Source organism: Streptomyces panaciradicis, assembly GCF_023516615.1.
GTDB classification, from domain to species: Bacteria; Actinomycetota; Actinomycetes; order Streptomycetales; family Streptomycetaceae; genus Streptomyces; species Streptomyces panaciradicis.
This window is the reverse complement of sequence record NZ_JAMGBF010000151.1, coordinates 1-16,647: the sequence shown is the minus strand read 5'-3', so window position 1 is coordinate 16,647 and position 16,647 is coordinate 1. Positions and strand designations below refer to the sequence as shown.

General features: G+C 72.5%; 15 protein-coding genes. 8 read left to right on the top strand and 7 right to left on the bottom strand.

Annotated elements, in window-relative coordinates; all coding sequences use genetic code 11:
- Positions 1–49: 49 nt before the first annotated feature.
- Positions 50–475: a DUF6003 family protein gene (locus M8J74_RS36075; protein ID WP_249840471.1), complete on the bottom strand. Its 426-nt coding sequence runs from the start codon at positions 473–475 to the stop codon at positions 50–52.
- Between the two features lie 163 nt (positions 476–638).
- A complete protein-coding gene (locus M8J74_RS36070) occupies positions 639–917 on the bottom strand; it encodes a GlsB/YeaQ/YmgE family stress response membrane protein (protein WP_058921150.1) in 279 nt (92 codons plus the stop codon).
- Positions 918–1,330: 413 nt separating this feature from the next.
- Here M8J74_RS36070 and M8J74_RS36065 point away from each other — a divergent pair, with 413 nt between their 5' ends.
- The 4 genes from M8J74_RS36065 (at position 1,331) to M8J74_RS36050 (ending at position 7,074) form a co-directional block, all read left to right on the top strand.
- Positions 1,331–5,308 (top strand): SpoIIE family protein phosphatase, encoded by a 3,978-nt coding sequence (locus M8J74_RS36065; protein ID WP_249840489.1) that lies wholly within the window; start codon positions 1,331–1,333, stop codon positions 5,306–5,308.
- Positions 5,305–5,610 (top strand): STAS domain-containing protein, encoded by a 306-nt coding sequence (locus M8J74_RS36060; protein WP_249840470.1) that lies wholly within the window; start codon positions 5,305–5,307, stop codon positions 5,608–5,610. The genes M8J74_RS36065 and M8J74_RS36060 overlap by 4 nt, the downstream gene beginning before the upstream one ends.
- A 166-nt stretch (positions 5,611–5,776) precedes the next feature.
- Entirely contained in the window at positions 5,777–6,664 is an 888-nt protein-coding gene (locus tag M8J74_RS36055) for an MEDS domain-containing protein (protein WP_249840469.1), read from the top strand.
- The gene (locus M8J74_RS36050; protein ID WP_249840468.1) at positions 6,658–7,074 is read left to right on the top strand and encodes an ATP-binding protein; all 417 of its coding nucleotides are present in this window, start codon (positions 6,658–6,660) and stop codon (positions 7,072–7,074) included. Before M8J74_RS36055 ends, M8J74_RS36050 begins: the two co-directional genes overlap by 7 nt.
- Positions 7,075–7,092: 18 nt before the next feature.
- On the opposite strand, the gene M8J74_RS36045 is transcribed toward M8J74_RS36050, so the two are convergent.
- The 4 genes from M8J74_RS36045 to M8J74_RS36030 form a co-directional block, all read right to left on the bottom strand.
- Positions 7,093–9,111 (bottom strand): S9 family peptidase, encoded by a 2,019-nt coding sequence (locus M8J74_RS36045; protein ID WP_249840467.1) that lies wholly within the window; start codon positions 9,109–9,111, stop codon positions 7,093–7,095.
- On the bottom strand, positions 9,084–10,868 hold the full coding sequence (locus tag M8J74_RS36040) for an N-acetylglutaminylglutamine amidotransferase (protein WP_249840466.1): 1,785 nt from the start codon (positions 10,866–10,868) through the stop codon (positions 9,084–9,086). Before M8J74_RS36040 ends, M8J74_RS36045 begins: the two co-directional genes overlap by 28 nt.
- 159 nt (positions 10,869–11,027) lie before the next feature.
- The gene (locus tag M8J74_RS36035) at positions 11,028–12,197 is read right to left on the bottom strand and encodes a carboxylate-amine ligase (protein ID WP_249840465.1); all 1,170 of its coding nucleotides are present in this window, start codon (positions 12,195–12,197) and stop codon (positions 11,028–11,030) included.
- Positions 12,198–12,414: 217 nt separating this feature from the next.
- The gene (locus M8J74_RS36030; RefSeq protein ID WP_249840464.1) at positions 12,415–12,663 is read right to left on the bottom strand and encodes a DUF5133 domain-containing protein; all 249 of its coding nucleotides are present in this window, start codon (positions 12,661–12,663) and stop codon (positions 12,415–12,417) included.
- 425 nt (positions 12,664–13,088) lie between these two features.
- Here M8J74_RS36030 and M8J74_RS36025 point away from each other — a divergent pair, with 425 nt between their 5' ends.
- A complete protein-coding gene (locus M8J74_RS36025) occupies positions 13,089–13,928 on the top strand; it encodes a SigB/SigF/SigG family RNA polymerase sigma factor (RefSeq protein WP_249840463.1) in 840 nt (279 codons plus the stop codon).
- 21 nt (positions 13,929–13,949) lie between these two features.
- Here M8J74_RS36025 and M8J74_RS36020 read toward each other — a convergent pair whose 3' ends face one another.
- Entirely contained in the window at positions 13,950–14,660 is a 711-nt protein-coding gene (locus tag M8J74_RS36020; protein ID WP_249840462.1) for a VOC family protein, read from the bottom strand.
- Between the two features lie 172 nt (positions 14,661–14,832).
- On the opposite strand from M8J74_RS36020, the gene M8J74_RS36015 reads away from it, so the two are divergent.
- The 3 genes from M8J74_RS36015 to M8J74_RS36005 form a co-directional block, all read left to right on the top strand.
- The gene (locus M8J74_RS36015) at positions 14,833–14,970 is read left to right on the top strand and encodes a hypothetical protein (RefSeq protein ID WP_249840461.1); all 138 of its coding nucleotides are present in this window, start codon (positions 14,833–14,835) and stop codon (positions 14,968–14,970) included.
- Positions 14,971–15,105: 135 nt separating this feature from the next.
- Positions 15,106–16,041, top strand: a complete 936-nt coding sequence (locus tag M8J74_RS36010; protein WP_249840460.1) for a hypothetical protein — start codon at positions 15,106–15,108, stop codon at positions 16,039–16,041.
- 116 nt (positions 16,042–16,157) lie between these two features.
- On the top strand, positions 16,158–16,647 hold a 490-nt coding region (locus tag M8J74_RS36005; RefSeq protein ID WP_249840459.1), incomplete at its 3' end, for a DUF4383 domain-containing protein.

The following is a 16,647-nucleotide window of genomic DNA, read 5'->3' as shown; positions in this document are numbered from 1 at the left end:
GGGCGCGGGAACGCAACACGTCGGTTCCCCTGCCCCGCGCCTGTCTCGGTCAGCCGTTCGCGGCCGCTGTGACCGTCGCCGGATCCACCCCGGTCAGCTCGACGATGCGGTGCGGCGCCACACCGGCGGCCAGAGCGCGTCCGATCAGCGCGTCCCGGCCGTCGGCGCAGTCGCGGTACGCGAGCAGTTCCTCCTCCAGCCGGGCGTGCGGCTCGGGCGACATCGCCTGGCGGACCCGGCTCAACTCCTCGTCGTTGAGCGGGACCGGAAGCCGTTCGGCGCCCTCGGGGATCGCCGCGGTCTCCTCCGGCGGCAGCAGACGCAGGTGCGGCGACGTCGCCGTACTGCCCTGTGCGTCCAGCCACGCGCGGACCGCGGGAGTGTCCATGCAGGCGAGGTCACCGACGGCTGCGGGGCTCACCCCGAGTTGCGCGGACGCGTCTCCCAGCAGGAACAGATAGGCGTCATCGGTCATCCTCGGCTCCTTCTCAACACAGGCTGAACGCAATCCCCTTACCCCACCCGGCCCGGATTACCGGACCGTCCCGTGACAAGGACGCGAAAAGGGGACGGCTCCCTCCCCCGTTCAGGGGTGGGAGCCGTCCCAGGAAGCCCGAAGGCTCAGGTCATCGACGCCGTCAGGCGTGGCGGTGCGAGTGTCGGTTGCCCACGAAGACGCGGTAGAGAGCCAGCAGAATCAGGGAGCCGACAATGGCTGCGATCCAGGTGGAAAGGTCGAAGAATCCGTCGATGGAGTCCACACCGAAGATCACCTTGCCGAGCCAGCCGCCCAGCAGACCGCCCGCGATGCCGATGAGCATGGTGATGATGATGCCGCCCGGGTCCTTGCCCGGCATCAGGGCCTTGGCGATGGCGCCGGCCAGCAGGCCGATGAGGATCCACGCGATGATGCCCATTGTCCGTCTCCACTTCGTCGCATAAAGGTTGTGTTAGCTCTTCGTGTGCACCGTCCACGCTCGAACAAACATCTCTTTTTCATGGGAGGCTTCGAACGCACGTGGTTGCATCCGTGACGGAGTCCGCGGCGGAATATCTGCCGACATCGCGGAAAGCCGGGACAGTGCACGTCCGGCCTTCCGCCGGCTCTAGCGACAGAAGCAGGGATCGGGTGGGGCACGCGGACAGAAGTACCGACCGGAGCGACGACGACCGGAGCAGCGCGACCTGGACGGAGGCCTTCGCCGCCGATCCGGAGATCGGCGACGACCTCGCGGCCGTCGACTGGGCGGCCACTCCTCTGGGCCCGCCCAAGGACTGGCCGCAGAGTCTGCTGACGGCGGTGCGCATCCTGCTGTCGTCGCGGTTCTCCATGTGGATGGCGTGGGGTCCCGACCTCACCTTCTTCTGCAACGCCGCCTACCGCCGCGACACGCTGGGACGCAAATACCCGTGGGCCCTGGGCCGGCCGGCGAGCGAGGTGTGGTCGGAGATCTGGTCCGACGTGCGCCCCCGCGTCGACCGCGTCCTCGCCTCGGGCGAGGCCACCTGGGACGAGGCCCTGCTGCTGTTCCCGGAACGCTCCGGTTACCGGGAGGAGACCTACCACACGTTCTCGTACAGCCCCCTGCACGACGACGACGGCGCTGTGGTGGGCCTGCTCTGCGTGGTCAGTGAGGACACCGAGCGCGTGATCGGGGCGCGCAGGATGGCCACGCTGCGTGACCTGGGCTCCGATCCCACCGTCGTACGCACGGAGAGCGAGACGCTGGCCTTCTTCGGCCGTCAGCTCGAACGGAACCTCGCGGACCTGCCCTTCACCCTCACCTACCTCCTCGGGGACGACGGCGCTCGGCTGAGCTGCACCAGCGGCATCCCGCCGGGGCACCCGGCGGCACCGCCCCTGCTGTCGCCCGAGCAGGCGGAGCGCCCCTGGCCGTGGGCCGATCTCACCGACGGCACACCGGTGCTGGTCCCGCTCGACGCCGGCGTCGCCGCCGGCCTGCCGACCGGCGACTGGCCCGAACCGCCCCAGCAGGCCCTGCTGCTGCCGCTGCTGCAACCGGGCGGCTCACCGCACGGCTTCCTCGTCACCGCCCTCAACCGCTATCGCGCCCTCGACGAGGGCTACCAAGGGTTCCTGGAACTGGTCGCCGGACATCTCGCCGCGGGCATCGGCTCCGCCCGCGCCTACCGCGACCAGCAGCGGCGGGCCGAGGAACTGGCCGAACTCGACCGGGCCAAGACGACGTTCTTCTCCAACATCAGCCACGAGTTCCGCACCCCCCTCGCGCTGATCTCCGGACCGGTGCAGGAGCTGAAGGAACAACTCCCCGACGCGCCCGCGCGGGTCCGGGAGGAACTGGAGGCGATCCACCGCAACGCGCTGCGGCTGGGGAAGCTCGTCAACACCCTCCTGGACTTCTCCCGCATCGAGGCCGGCCGTATGCAGGCCTCCTACGAGCCGGTCGACCTGGGTGCCGTGACCGCGGAGCTCGCCAGCGTCTTCCGCTCCGCCATCGACCGGGCCGGCCTCACGCTCACCGTCGACTGCCCCGCGCTGGACCGCCCCGTCCACATCGACCGCGACATGTGGGAGAAGGTGATCCTGAACCTGCTGAGCAACGCGCTGAAGTTCACCTTCGACGGGTCGATCCGCGTCACCGTCCGCGAGGAGGCCGACCGGGCGGTGGTCACCGTGCAGGACACCGGCGTCGGCATCCCCGCCCACGAACTGCCCCGGCTGTTCGAACGCTTCCACCGCGTCGGCGGTGTCCGCGCGCGCTCGCACGAGGGCAGCGGCATCGGCCTGGCCCTCGTACGCGAACTCGTCGCCCTGCACGGCGGCACCATCACGGCGGACAGCGGCCCGGAGCTCGGTACGTGCTTCACCGTGCGGTTGCCCTTCGGCTCCGCGCACCTGCCCGCCGACGCCGTCCGCGCGTCGTCCCAGACCCGGGCCGCGTCGACCGTGGCCGTCCCGTTCGTGCAGGAGGCGCTGCGCTGGCTGCCCGCCGACACCGGAACCAGCGTGCACGACAAGGCCGGCACCGGCACCGCCTCCCCACGGTCCGGCTCCGGCTCCGGGGCACCGGTGCGGGCCCGGGTCCTGGTCGCCGACGACAACACCGACATGCGGGAGTACCTGGTCCGCATCCTCGACGGCGCCGGCTACGAGACCGAGGCGGTCAGCGACGGCCGGGCGGCGCTCTGCGCCGCCCGCTCCCACCCGCCCGACCTGATCGTCAGCGACGTGATGATGCCGATGATGGACGGGCTGAGCCTGGTGCGCGCCCTGCGCTCGGACACCAGGACCGCCTCGGTGCCCGTCCTGCTGCTGTCCGCACGCGCCGGGCAGGAGGCGGCCATCGAGGGACTGACCGCGGGCGCGGACGACTACCTCGTCAAGCCGTTCGCCGCGGCGGAGTTGCTGGCCCGGGTGCGGGCCAACGTGGAACTCGCCCACCTGCGCACCCACCACGTGCGCTGGCGCACCGCCCTGGTGGACTCCCTGCAGGAAGCACTGCTCGTCATGGACGAGGACGGTGTGGTGCTGGAGACCAACACCGCGTTCACCACCCTGCTCGGCCACGATTCCGCGATCCTGCCGTGCGCGCCGCCGCATCCCTGGTGGCCGGACGCCGCGGCCGACCCGGAGGCCCGCCGGGCCGTGGCCGACGCCTTCGCCGAGCTGCTGCGCCAGGGACGGGGCAACCACACCCTTCCGCTCATCCACCGCGACGGGCGCCGCCTGTGGGTCAGGGCGGCCTTCAACGACGCCCACGACCCGGACACCGGCCGGCGGATGATCGTCGGCACCTTCCGCGACATCACCGCGGAACGGTACGCCGCCCAGCGCGAGAGCGCCCTGGCCGCCCTCAGCACGGCCCTGGCCGAGACCGCGAGCGTGGACGAGGCGCTGACGACGGCTCTGGGCCAGTTCCAGCACCTGTGGCAGGCCGAGTACGTCCTCACGGCGCTCTTCCCCGCGGACGAACCCCCCGCGCTGACCGTCACCGGCCCGCTGTCCTGGAAGGACCTTCCCGCACCACGGCAGCAGGTCATCGAGAAACTGCAGCACCACCCCCCGCTCAGCCCCGTGTGCGAAGGCACCGGCGCGGGGGTCCTGCTGGAGCACCCCGACGGCCCCCTGGCCCTGTGGATCGAACTGGGCGCCGCCCGCCGCTTCAGCGGCCAGGACGAACTGCTGCTCGCGCTGCTGGCCGGCCACCTCGCCCAGGCGCTGGCCCGCACCCACCAGATCGACCAGCAGCGCGACACCGCGCTCACCCTGCAACGCGCCATCCTCGGGCCCTCCCAGCTGCCCGCCGGCTTCGCCGCGCGCTACGAACCGGCCACTCCGCCGCTGGAGATCGGCGGGGACTGGTACGACGTCATCTCCCTTCCGGACGACCGCACCGGGATCGTGGTCGGCGACTGCGTCGGGCGCGGTCTGGAGGCGGCCGCCGTGATGGGCCAACTGCGCAGTGCCTGCCGTGCGTTGTTCCTGCAGGACCCCAGCCCCGCCCGCACCCTGATGGCGCTCGACCACTTCGCCGGCGGCATCCCGGGCGCCTTCTGCACCACCGTCTTCTGCGGAGTGCTCGATCCGCACACCGGGACCCTCACCTACTCCAGTGCCGGGCACCCGCCGAGCGTGCTCGCCCTTCCCGACGGCACCACGCGCCTGCTCGAAGGCGGCCGAGGTCTGCCGCTGGCCGTCCGTCCCGGCCGCGAGCGCTCCGACACCGTGTGCCAACTGCCCGCCCGGTCCACCCTGCTGCTGTACACGGACGGCCTCGTCGAACGCCGGCACCAGGTGCTCGACCAGGGCATCCAGGTGGCGGGCGAGGCCCTGCAGACCGGCCGTGACCTCCCCCCCTCGGAACTGGCGGACCACGTCATGGCCGCACTGGCTCCCGCGGGTGGGTACGAGGACGACGTGGCCCTGCTGCTCTACCGCCACCCGGCGCCCCTGCAGATCGCCTTTCCCGCGGAGTCGGGACAGCTCGCCACCACGCGTGGCGCCCTGCGCGACTGGCTCACCCGCTGCGAACTGCCCGTGCGCACCGCCCTGGACATCCTCATCGCCACCGGCGAAGCCTGCGCCAACGCCGTCGAGCACGCCCATCGCGACAGCCCGGGCGGGACCATCCGGCTGAACGCCGAGATCCTCACCGACCGCGTGCACGTGACCGTCGCCGACAGCGGGACCTGGAAGACCGGCGAACCCGACCCCTCCTCCCTGCGCGGCCGGGGTATCGGCATCATGCACGCCCTGTCCAGCCATGTGACCGTCACGCCCGGCCCGTCGGGCACCAGCGTCGAGATGCATACGAGGATCCCGTGACATCTGCACCGCTGACCCTCGCCCCCGGACGGACCGCCGACGGCACCGCGCTGTTGACGGCCACGGGCGAGATCGACATGAGCAACAGCCGCCGTCTCGCCGACGCGCTCGATCACCTGACCGGGCATGTCGTCGTCGATCTGACCGGCGTGGAGTACCTCGACAGCGCCGGTCTCAACGTGCTGTTCGCACGCGCCGAACGCATCGAGCTGATCGCCGACGCGCTCCTGCGGCCCCTGCTCACCGTCTCCGGCCTCGCCGATCTGGTCCCGGTGCGGCGGCCCGCTCCCGACGGCCGGTAGGGCTCGCCCGAGGCGGTCGGAAACGATCACCAAGTGGGCGGCTGTGCGCAGGCGATGCCCTTCGGGATGCAGATGTGTTCGCGGTGGGGGTGGGAGCAGCGCGGGCGGCTACGGTGTGGTGCCACGCAGCTCCGGAGAGCGGGCCGCCACCAGAGGAGACGCTGCGATGCACGACAGGCAGACTGGCTGCGCCGGCCTCGTTCCGGTGCAGCGGCTCAGGCCCGGTGACCACGCCTTCGTGGGGTACGGCGTCGGAGAGTCGCGCTGGCAGGTGCTCACCGCGTACGTCTGGCTGGGCCTCGCCCGCCACGAGAAGGTGATGGTGCTCGCCGACCCGGACGTGCCACAGCGGGAGGTCCTGACCCGCCTGGACGCGTACGGCCCGCAGGCGTCCGCCGCCAGGGCGCGCGGGCAGCTGGTGCTCAGCAGCATGCGGGAGGTGATCCGCCCCGACCGCGCCTTCACCGTCGACCGGCAGACGGCACGGCTGCAGGAGGAGATCGCGCGGGCCCGGCGCGAGGGGTACACGGGACTGCGCACGTTCATCGACATGCGCTGGGTGCCGGACATGGACGCCGACGTCGCGGGGGTCGTGCACCGCGAGACCCATGTGGAGCACCTGTTCCACGGCCGCGCCTACACGGAGGTCTGCGCCTACGACCGCGGCTGGTTCGCCCCCGAGGTGGTGGAGGCCATGCACGACGCCCACCCCCGCCGCCTCCACGACTACCTGGGGGTCCTGCTGTCGATCCCCGACGAGGACGCGGTGCGGTTCGCCGGCGACGCCGATCTGACCACCCTGGACCAGTTCCGGACCGCCCTCACCGAGGGGCTGGCGCAGACCGCCGACCGCGGCCACATGCTGCTGGACCTCACGCACCTGCACTTCCTCGGCGTCCACTGCGCCTTCGACCTGTTGCGCCAGGTCCAACTGGCCACCGATCACAAGCGGATCGAGATCCGCTGCTCGGTCCTGCACGCCGGAATCCTCCGCAAACTCGGCGCGGCCTCCGTGCCCCGGCTCACGCTGAGCGAGGTGCGGGTCGGATGCTGAACTTCTCCGAGGAATCGGTCGAGCGCGCGGACGAGACCCTGCTGGAGCAGTCGTTCACGGCCGACTGCCTGGCCTTGCTGCGGGCCCTCGTCGAGAGCGCGGCGGCCAAGGAGGGCCTCGACGGCAGCCGCCTGGGCGAATTCGTCCTGGCCGTCGACGAGATCGCCTGCAACGCCGTCGAGCACGCCGGTGGTGGCGGCCGCCTGGTGCTGCGGCGCCTCGACGGCGCACTGGAGTGCCTGATCACCGACACGGGCCCCGGGTTCACGCCCGAGCTTCCCCGGACGCCTCCGGAGCTGGACAGCACGGGTGGCCGGGGACTGTGGCTGGCCCACCTGCTCACCGATCGGCTCACGATCACCACGGGGACCACGGGAGCCGCCGTGACCCTGCGCATGTACCTGCCCTGAGCAGGCGGGCACCCACGGTCAGCTCAGGTGCCGCTGCATCCAGTCCGCGGCGGTCCGCCGGAACAGACGCCGGTTGTCCGCGCGCAGGAACTCATGGCCCTCGTCCCGCAGCGTGAGCAGTTCGGCCGCGACCCCGCGCTCTCGCGCCGCCCGGACGAACTGCTCCGACTCCCCCGGCGGCACGTTGGTGTCGTGCTCGCCGTGGACCGCGAGCAGCGGGACGCGCAGGGCGCCGACGCGGCTCATCGGGGACAGGGAGCGCAGCAGCGCGCGGTCGCGGACCGGGTGACCGTACTTGTGTGCCGCCGACTCCGCGATCCACGGCTCGGTGCCCGCGAAGAAGGTCAGCAGGTCGGACATGCCGCACACGGCCACCCCGGTACGGAAGAGGTCCGGGTGCCACACGAGCGAGGCGAAGGTCAGATAGCCGCCGTAGGAGCGCCCCATGACCGCCAGCCGGGTCGGATCGGCGAGGCCGGCCGTGACGACGTGCGCGGCGCAGTCCGCGACGTCGTCCAGGGCGGCGAACCGGCCGGTGCCCAGGTCCGCGTCGACGAACGACCTGCCGTGGCCCGAGGAGCCGCGGACGTCGGGGGCGAAGACGTCCAGTCCCCGGCCGAGCAGCTCGTGGTACAGGGGGTTGAAGACCGGGCGTTCCTGCTCCTCGGGGCCGCCGTGGAGGTGGAGCACACAGGGTGCCGGCTCGCCCTGGGCGCGTCCCGGCGCCCTGTAGTGCCAGCCGCTCAGCGGCAGGCCGTCTCTCGCCCTCAGGTGCAGGGGGACGGGCCGCACGGGCGGACGGCCGGGCGCGACGGCGTCCTCGTCGCGGGAGGACCACGGGGTGCGCAGCAGGGACACCCCTTCGTAGGCCCACCACACCCCCGGTCGGCGTCGTGAGCCGGACAGCGCGAGCAGCAGCCGGCCCGCCCCGGCCGCCACGGCCCGGGTGACGACCTCGTGCGGCAGGGGCACCGGCCGCGTCGGCCCGGCGGCGTCCGGGGCCGGTCGTGCCGCGGCCGTCTCCAGCAGTTCGAGTTCGCTCGCGCCCTGCACGTTCCAGACGAGCACGGCCGTACGGCCGTCCTGGGCCATCGACAGCAGCTCCAGCCCGCTGTCCGGGCGGTGCGCCGCGGGCGTGGCGGCGCGCGGCGTGCCGTCCGCGTCGAGTTCGAGGGCGTATAGCGCCGCGAACTCGCGGTCGGCGTCGGTGCGTAGCCACAGCGTCCGCCCGTCGTGCGAGAAGCGGCCGATCCACGGATCGCCGTCGGCCACCGGCATGGTGCAGGTGGTGGCCGCGTCGGCCGTGCGCCGGACGACCGCCTCGCGTCGCCCGCGCGGCCCGCGGCGCAGCAGGGCGAGGGAGCCGTCGAAGCTCAGGTCGCACACCCGCAGGGTGGCCGCGTCGGCCTCGGTGGCCAGCAGGACCGGGGACGCCAGTCCGTCGGGGTCGAGCAGATAGGCCGACAGCCCGTCACCGGGCCGGTGCGTGGGCGCGGCGAGGGAGGCCGCGGTCCCGTCGGGCGGACCGTCCTCCGACGTGCGGACCGCGGGCACGGCGACCGTGACCGCCACGGCCGATCCGTCGCGCGCCCAGCAGCCGAGGTAGGCGGAGGTGTCCGGGTCGGCCCCGGCGAGGATGCGGCGGCCGGTGCCGTCGGGCCGTACGCACAGCACCCGGGTGTGCTCGCCGCCGCCGGGTGCGGCGGTGTAGGCGATCCAGCGGCCGTCCGGTGCCCAGGAGACCTCCGTGACGGGGTCCGGGGAGGCGTCGAGCAGCCGGACCTCGTCCTGCTGGACCGGGCCGGCCCACAGCTGGGGGACGCCTCCGCGGTCGCAGATGAAGGCCGCCTCGGCGCCGTCGGGGTCGGCGGAGGGATACCAGCAGCCGTGGGCGCGCAGCCGGGTGACGGCCTCTCGCGGGCCCGCCGCCTCGGGCAGGGGCACCGCCACGGGGGCGGTCCCGTTGCCGAGGGGCACCGTCCGCGCGGTGCTCGTGGCCGGCCGGCCTGTCACGTGATGCCGTGCGTCTGCAGCCATGTCTCCAGCAAAGCTACCTGCCACAGGGCGTTGGCTCCGCGTTTGGTGCGGTGCTCGTCGGGCGCGGCGAGCAGTTCGCTGACGTACGACTCCTGGAACAGTCCGCGCGTCTTCGCCTCGGGTGCCTCCAGCGCCTCGCGCACGCGCTTGAGGACCGGACCCGCCATGTGCCGGATGGCCGGCACGGGGAAGTACCCCTTGGGGCGGTCCACGACCTCCCGGGGCAGCAGTTTGCGGCCGACCTCCTTGAGGACGCCCTTGCCGCCGTCGGCGAGTTTGAGTTCGGGCGGGCAGGCCGCGGCCAGTTCCACCAGTTCGTGGTCGAGGAAGGGCACCCGGGCCTCCAGCCCCCACGCCATGGTCATGTTGTCGACGCGCTTGACGGGGTCGTCGACGAGCATGACGTGCGTGTCGAGCCGCAGTGCCGCGTCCAGGGCGGTCTCGGCCCCCGGGTGCGCCATGTGCTCCGTCACGAAGCGGCCCGAGACGTCCTGCGACGGCAGCATGTGCGGCTGCAGGACGCGGGCGAGGTCGGCGTGCGGGCGGTCGAAGTAGGTCTCGGCGTACCGCTCCGGCTCGTCCTCGCGCGCGACCGCGGCCAGCTGCGGGTACCAGTGGTATCCGGCGAACACCTCGTCGGCGCCCTGCCCGCTCTGCACGACCTTCACCTCGCGGGAGACCTGCTCGGACAGCAGGTGGAAGGCGACCACGTCGTGGCTGATCATCGGTTCGCTCATCGCGGCGACGGTGTCGTCCAGCGCCGCCGACACGCGGGCGGAGGGAACCGTCGTCCTGTGGTGGTCGGTGCCGAACTCGCGGGCGACCAGGTCCGAGTACCGGAACTCGTCGCCCTCCTCCCCGCCCTCGGCCTCGAAGCCGACGCTGAACGTCATCAGATCGCGCTGGCCCTCCTCGGCGAGCAGGGCGACGATCAGGCTGGAGTCCAGGCCGCCGGAGAGCAGCACGCCGACGGGGACGTCGGCGACCATCCGGCGGCGCACGGCGGTGCGCAGGGCGTCCAGCACCGCGTCACGCCATTCGTCGGCGCTCATGCCCGCGTACTCGGGCCGGCGGGTGTACGACGGCTGCCAGTAGCGGTGGTCCCGATGGCTGCCGTCGGGCTCGACGGTCCGGACGGTGGCCGGGGGCAGCTTGCGCACGCCGTTGAGGACGGTGCGGGGCGCCGCGACGGTGGCGTGCCAGCTCAGGTACTGGTGGACGGCCACCGGGTCGAGCGAGGTGTCGACGTCGCCGGCCGCGAGGAGCGCGGGCAGCGACGAGGCGAACCGCAGCCTGTCCGGTGCCGGCGCGAGATACAGCGGCTTGATGCCCAGCCGGTCGCGGGCGAGCACGAGCCGGCCGGTGCGGTGCTCGTACAGGGCGAAGGCGAACATGCCGTGGAAGTGCTCGACGCAGGCGGTGCCCCACTCCCGGTACGCCTTCAGCACCACCTCGGTGTCGGACGTCGACACGAAGCGGTGGCCCAGGCCGCGCAGTTCCTCCCGCAGTGCCTGGTAGTTGTAGACACAGCCGTTGAAGACGCCGGTGATCTCCCCGTCGGCGTCGGTCATCGGCTGGGCTCCGAGGTCGGACAGGTCGATGATCTTCAGCCGCCGGTGGGCGAGCGCCACCGCGCCCCGCGTCCAGGTGCCGTGCCCGTCGGGCCCGCGGTCGGCGAGCCGGTCGCTCATGCGCTGGACGGCGGCGACGTCGGGCCGCCGGCCGTCGAAACGCATCTCCCCGCTCAGACCGCACACGGCGCGTCACCACCCTTCCGCGCGGTGACGGCCGCGGGTCGCGACGGACGGGCCGGGCCGCGACCGCACCTGCCGGTCGCGGCCCGGGCGGTATGGCTGGGCATGACGAAACCTCCCTGGGGTGTGGGAAAGGACGGCCCCGTGCGCCGGGGCCGCGCATCAGCGGCCGACGGCCTCCGGCGCTCCGGAGGCGGAGCCGGGGACGGAGAAGGGGATCCTGCGGCCTCCGGCGGGTGTCCTTCTGCGGTCCCGGCGCTCGCCGCGGGTCTCGGCGATCAGCATGTCGGTGCAGGCCAGCAGGTCCTCTTCCTGGGCGGTCCGGCGGATGCGCCGTGCGGCGTCGCCGTCGGCGAGCGCCGACTGGGCCAGCCGGCTGACGGCCTCCCAGTCCCCGTGGGCCTCCAGTGCCGGACGCAGACGGGCCAGCAGCCTGCGTACGACCTCACCGGCGGGGGCCTCCCCTCGCGTCCCGGGGTCCACCAGGGTTCCTCCCAGACCGGAGCGGGCGGCCCGCCAGGACGCGCCGCGCACCCACTCGTGCCGGCCGTCGCACACCGCCGCGCCGGCCGCCCGGCGCTCCAGGGCGTCGGTGACCAGGGCACGGAAGAGCCCGGCGACGAGGACGACGGTCTCCACGCGGGGACAGGCGTCGCAGATACGCAGCTCCAGCGTCTGCAGGTGCGCGGAGGGCCGGAGGTCGTAGTAGATCATCCCCGCGTCGCTGATGACTCCGCTGCGGACGAGTCCTTCGACGGCGGCGTCGTACTCGGCGGCGCTGGAGAAGCAGCCCACCGGGCCCGCGGTCGGCCACCGCTGCCACAGCAGCGTGCGCCAGCTCGCGTAGCCGGTGTCGGACCCCTGCCAGAACGGCGAGCTGGCGGACAGCGCCAGCAGGACGGGCAGCCAGGGCGAGATCAGGCACATGATGCCCACCGCCGTGTCGCGGTCGGGCACGTCCACGTGGACCTGGGCGCCGCAGATGAGCTGCTCGTCGGCGACCTGGCGGTACTCCTCGACCATGTGGTGGTAGCGGGGATCGGCGGTGGGATGGCCGGACGCGGCCGGTGCCAGAGGGGCCGTGCCCGCGGCCACCACCGCCAGCCCCAGTGAGGAGGCGGCGTGGTCGAGGCGCCGTCTCATTCCCGCCAGATCCGTGTACAGGTCGTCCAGGGATCCGTGTACCTCGCTGTTGGACTCCACGGTGGACTGGTGCATCTCCGCGGTGAAATTCCGCCGGGGCAGCCGTCGCAGCACCTGGTCGGCGCGCGGCACGAGAAGCCCGCTCTCCACCTCCAGGATGTGGAACTCCTCCTCGACTCCCATGCGCATGTTCACGGCACTCCTTGAGGTGTTGCGAGAACGTCGGCGCGTCCGGGACGTGCGTCCCGGGCTGAGGGCGCGGGGGCCTTCAGGTCCTCCAAGTGCCCAGAGCCCGGACAAATAGACACAACGCCGCCCGTCTGAACTGATCTCTTTTCAGATGAGCAGGGTCCGGGCCGCGCCGAGGTCACCCAGCGGTGAAGTCGGCGGACGACGCGCCGTCGCCCTACGCGGCCAGCGTCTTGTCCTGCTGGGCCGGCGCCTGCCGCTCGGCGGCGGCGTAGCGGTCGAGGAGGGCGTGGGCGGCCGGGACGGCCTGTTCGGCGGTGCGGGAGCCGGTCATCACGCACAGCGTGTAGGTGGCGTCCTCCAGCGCCCGGCTCGTACGTCCGGACGGATGCACGTCGTGCGCGACACGCGCCTGCTCGAAACGGTCCAGTACGGCGCGCAGATCCTTCTCGGCCGGAAGCAGCATGACTCTTTTTCCCTCTCCCCACAGGACACGACTCACAGCGCGGCCGACGGCCGCGGGTCAGGCCGCGTGAGGCAGGAGGTTCACCCCGTGCACCGCGCTCAGCGGCCCTGAGCGATCTTCTGGTGCCCCGCGCCGGTGGATCCACACCTGCCCGACACCCCTGTCGCGAGGGCCTCTGCCGCCGGCGCGCCGCCTCGGGGACGAACCGGCACACGTTCCGCGATCGAGGTGTTTGCTACCCCGACCGGGGGGCAACCGGACCGAACACGCTTCGGACCGGAGGCGCACGCCGGGTGACCTGCCCCCTACGAGTCCCCCACGACTCGGCGGCTCACCGCGGCGAACCCTGACTGCTGCCATACCGTCGGGCGGCCTGGTCCACGACTTCCAGGTCCGCCCCAGATCGTTCGGGGAGCCATTCCGCAATGCTCATCGACATGTCGACAAGCCGTCCCGGCACGCACACGACCGCCCCCACCACCCCCACGACGCAGCGCGCCCACGACGACGCCCCCGACACCGCGGCACTCTTCGCCCGGCTCGCGGAGCTCGACGAAGGCCCCGAACGCAACGCCCTGCGAGACGAACTCGTCGAGGCCTGGCTGCCCATGGCCCGCCGGATCGCCGGCCGCTTCCGCGACCGGGGAGAGAACATCGAGGATCTGCGCCAGGTGGCCGCGCTCGGCCTGGTCAAGGCCGTCGACCGCTACGACCCCTCGCGCGGAGCCTTCGAGAGCTACGCCGTGCCGACCATCACCGGTGAGATCAAGCGGCACTTCCGCGACCGGATGTGGGCCCTGCGGGTGCCGCGCCGGGTGCAGGAGCTGCGCAACAAGGTCCGGGGGGCGCGCCGCGAACTCACCCAGGCACCCGGCAGCCACGAACCCACCGTCGCCGACCTCGCCGCCCACACCGGCCTCACCGAGGAGGAGGTCTCGGCGGGCATGGAGGCGATGGACAGCTTCAAGACCCTCTCCCTGGACGTCGAGATGTCCTCCGACGGCGACGGCTACAGCTTCGCCGACACCTTCGGCACGACAGAGGCGTCCTACGACGTCGTCCTCGACCGGGAGGCCGTCAAGGAGGGCCTGCGCCGGCTGCCCGAACGGGAACGGGCGATCCTGTACATGCGCTTCTTCGAGGACATGACCCAGAGCAGCATCGCCAGCCGGCTGGGCATCTCGCAGATGCACGTGTCGCGCCTGATCAGCCGTAGCTGCGCCCTCGTCCGCGAGCAGGCCCTGGGCCGGCGCTCGGTGAGGTGACCCGGGTGCCGGGCAACCACGTCATCCCTCGGTCAGCACCCTGAACTCGTTGCCGTCGGGATCGACCAGCACCACCGCGCCGCTCCCGCCGTGCGCGGAGTCCGGACGCTTCGCCCCCAGGGAGACCAGCCGCCCGACCTCGGCCTCCGGATCGCCGTCCGGGGTGAGTTCGAGGTGCAGGTCCTTGCCGGGGTCCGGCATCAGGGGCGGGCCGCCCCAGGTGAGCTTCGTGCCGCCCTTCGGCGACTGGACGGCCGTCTCCTCGTCCTGGTCCCAGACCAGCGGCCAGCCCAGCGCCCGGCTCCAGAAGTACCCCACGGCCCGGGAGCCGTCGCAGGCGAGCGCTCCGAGGGTGCCGCAGCCGGCGAGGAAACGGTTGCCCGGCTCCAGGACGCAGAACTCGTTGCCCTCCGGGTCGGCGAGCACCACATGGCTCGCGTCCGGCCCCTGGCCGACGTCGGCGTGGCGCGCGCCGAGGTCGAGCGCCCTGGCCACGAGCTCCCGCTGGTCTTCCGGGGATGAGCTGGTCAGGTCGAAGTGCAGCCGGTTCTGGGCGACCTTCCCCGTCCGCGCGGGCCGGAAGCCGAGGCGGTAGCCGGCGTCGTTGCCGGAGTGCAGAGTGACGCCGTCGCCGTCGTCGGCTCTCTTCAAGCCCAGAAGGCCGGACCAGAAGTGCGCCAGGCTCTCGGGCCGATGCGCGTCGAAGGAGATCGCGAAGAGGCGGCTGCTCATTGCGCCACGGGCTCCCAGTGTCGAGTACCGGCCGTCGTTCGGGGTGCCGGGCCGGCACCCCGAACGACGATCCTAGGGACGCGCCGGTCCCGGTCGCAGCCGAATTTTCCGGGCCCGGCTCGGTTCGCGTCGAGGTCTCGTCCTCATCCGCACCACGGCCGAGGGCCGGCGGGTGCACGAGCGGGCGCGGGCCACGATCGCGGTCATCGAGTCGGTCCTGGCCGACCGCATCGGTGCCGTGGCCGTCGACGCGCTGCGGCGGACCCCGGCCGCCGACTGGGGCGGGCCCCCGCACATCGCCGCCCCCTGACACCCGGCCGCGGCCTCCAGGGGCCGGGGGTCCAGTGGTGATTTCGGTGCCCGGCGCATCCGGCGGCGAGGCCCGGCGCGAAACTCCCGGTGTCAACGGGTTCGCAGAGGGCCCCTCCGCGCATCAGGAGGCTTCATGCTGGACAGTGCAGTGCACCAGGTGGCCTTGGTCGAGGACCCTGTCGCCGCGGGTCGCCGGATGCCACGGGAGCAGGATGCCGGGGGCCCGGGCGAGCCGTTGACATGGCACGGTCTGCGGCTCGAGACGATGGCCTGCATGCTGGTGCTGACCTTGCGCCGGCTGGGTGACCGCTTCTTCGAGGCGCAGTGCCAATGGCCGCGGTTGCACCCTCTCAACGAGCGCGCCACCACGGTCTCGCACCACCCGCTGATCGTCGTCGAGTCCACCCGCCAGCTCGCCATGGCCGTGCAGAGCCGACACCTGCGCCCCGGCCAGGACCCGCCGCTCGAAGCGGTGTCGGTGAACCTCGGGTTGTACCCGGGTGCGCAGCCCGTCGAGAGCGGCAGCGCCACGCGGGTGTCGACGCGGGTGATGCTGAGCGACCTCGTGCTGCGAAGGGGCGCCCTGGCTTCCTTCCGCCTGACCGCCGAATACCTGTACGCGGGGCAACGCTTCGCCACCTGCGCCGTCGGATTCGCCGCGGCGGCGCCGGCGGCGACCGGGGCGCTTCCCGTCGCGCCGGGTTCCGCGCTGCTGCACCCCGCGGCGGCCGCGGTGGGCGCGGTCTCCGACCCCGACGTGCTGCTCGCCCGCGGGCCGCAGGGCCGGCTGATGATCGTCCCGCGCGACCCGGCCCATCCCGTCCTCCTGCCGGGCCGCCCGGCGGACCTGCCCGCTCTCGCCGTACTGGAAGCGGGCCGGCAGGCCGTCCTGCTGTCCTCCGGCATGACGGCCCGCGCGGTGGCGGGACTGTGCGTCGACCTCCGGTCGCCGGTGCCCGTACAGGGAGCGGCCGTGGACGTCGCGTCGGATCACAGGGGAGCCCGCTTCGTCGTGACGGCCGCGGGCCGGGTCGCGGCGACCGGTGCCGTGACGCTGCCGCGATCTTGACGCGCGAGCGTGCAACCGTATGGCCGATTTGTCACGAATAGTGCACGAGCAGCCGACGTAGAACGCTGCTCCGCGGAACGCGACGGCGCGTTCGCGGACCGGGAAAGGAAATCGCCATGAAACTGAGCGACGAGCTCCCCGTGGACCACAAGCTGGCCACGGTCTACCGGTACGGCGCCGCCTTCTGCGGGCTGACCCTGCTGGTCTTCGGTGTCCTCGGGTTCGCCGACGAGCTGAGCCCGTTCAGCACCGACGGGCAGAGCATCGCCGGCATGTCGACCAACGGTGTGCTCAGCCTGATCTCCGTCGTCGTGGGCCTGGCCCTGATCGGTGGCGGCATCGTCGGCGGGAACTTCGCGTCGACGCTCAACATGGTGGTCGGGACGCTGTTCCTGCTGAGCGGCTTCGTCCATATCTTCATCCTCGACCGGTCGGCCAACTTCCTCGACTTCGGCATGACCAACGTCCTGTTCAGCTTCATCATGGGGCTGATCATCCTGACGTTCGGCATGTACGGGCGGGTGTCGAGCAAGCTGCCGCACGACAACCCGTACTGGCGTCGCCGGCACGCCCGCCAGGCGGCCCGCGAGGCGCTGGCGGCCCGCC

Coding starts and splice junctions, on each gene's coding strand:
- M8J74_RS36075 (WP_249840471.1), bottom strand. CDS start 475: ATGACCGATGACGCCTATCTGTTCCTGCTGGGAGACGCGTCCGCGCAA.
- M8J74_RS36070 (WP_058921150.1), bottom strand. CDS start 917: ATGGGCATCATCGCGTGGATCCTCATCGGCCTGCTGGCCGGCGCCATC.
- M8J74_RS36065 (WP_249840489.1), top strand. CDS start 1,331: ATGTGGATGGCGTGGGGTCCCGACCTCACCTTCTTCTGCAACGCCGCC.
- M8J74_RS36055 (WP_249840469.1), top strand. CDS start 5,777: ATGCACGACAGGCAGACTGGCTGCGCCGGCCTCGTTCCGGTGCAGCGG.
- M8J74_RS36050 (WP_249840468.1), top strand. CDS start 6,658: ATGCTGAACTTCTCCGAGGAATCGGTCGAGCGCGCGGACGAGACCCTG.
- M8J74_RS36045 (WP_249840467.1), bottom strand. CDS start 9,111: ATGGCTGCAGACGCACGGCATCACGTGACAGGCCGGCCGGCCACGAGC.
- M8J74_RS36035 (WP_249840465.1), bottom strand. CDS start 12,197: ATGCGCATGGGAGTCGAGGAGGAGTTCCACATCCTGGAGGTGGAGAGC.
- M8J74_RS36030 (WP_249840464.1), bottom strand. CDS start 12,663: ATGCTGCTTCCGGCCGAGAAGGATCTGCGCGCCGTACTGGACCGTTTC.
- M8J74_RS36025 (WP_249840463.1), top strand. CDS start 13,089: ATGCTCATCGACATGTCGACAAGCCGTCCCGGCACGCACACGACCGCC.
- M8J74_RS36020 (WP_249840462.1), bottom strand. CDS start 14,660: ATGAGCAGCCGCCTCTTCGCGATCTCCTTCGACGCGCATCGGCCCGAG.
- M8J74_RS36010 (WP_249840460.1), top strand. CDS start 15,106: ATGCTGGACAGTGCAGTGCACCAGGTGGCCTTGGTCGAGGACCCTGTC.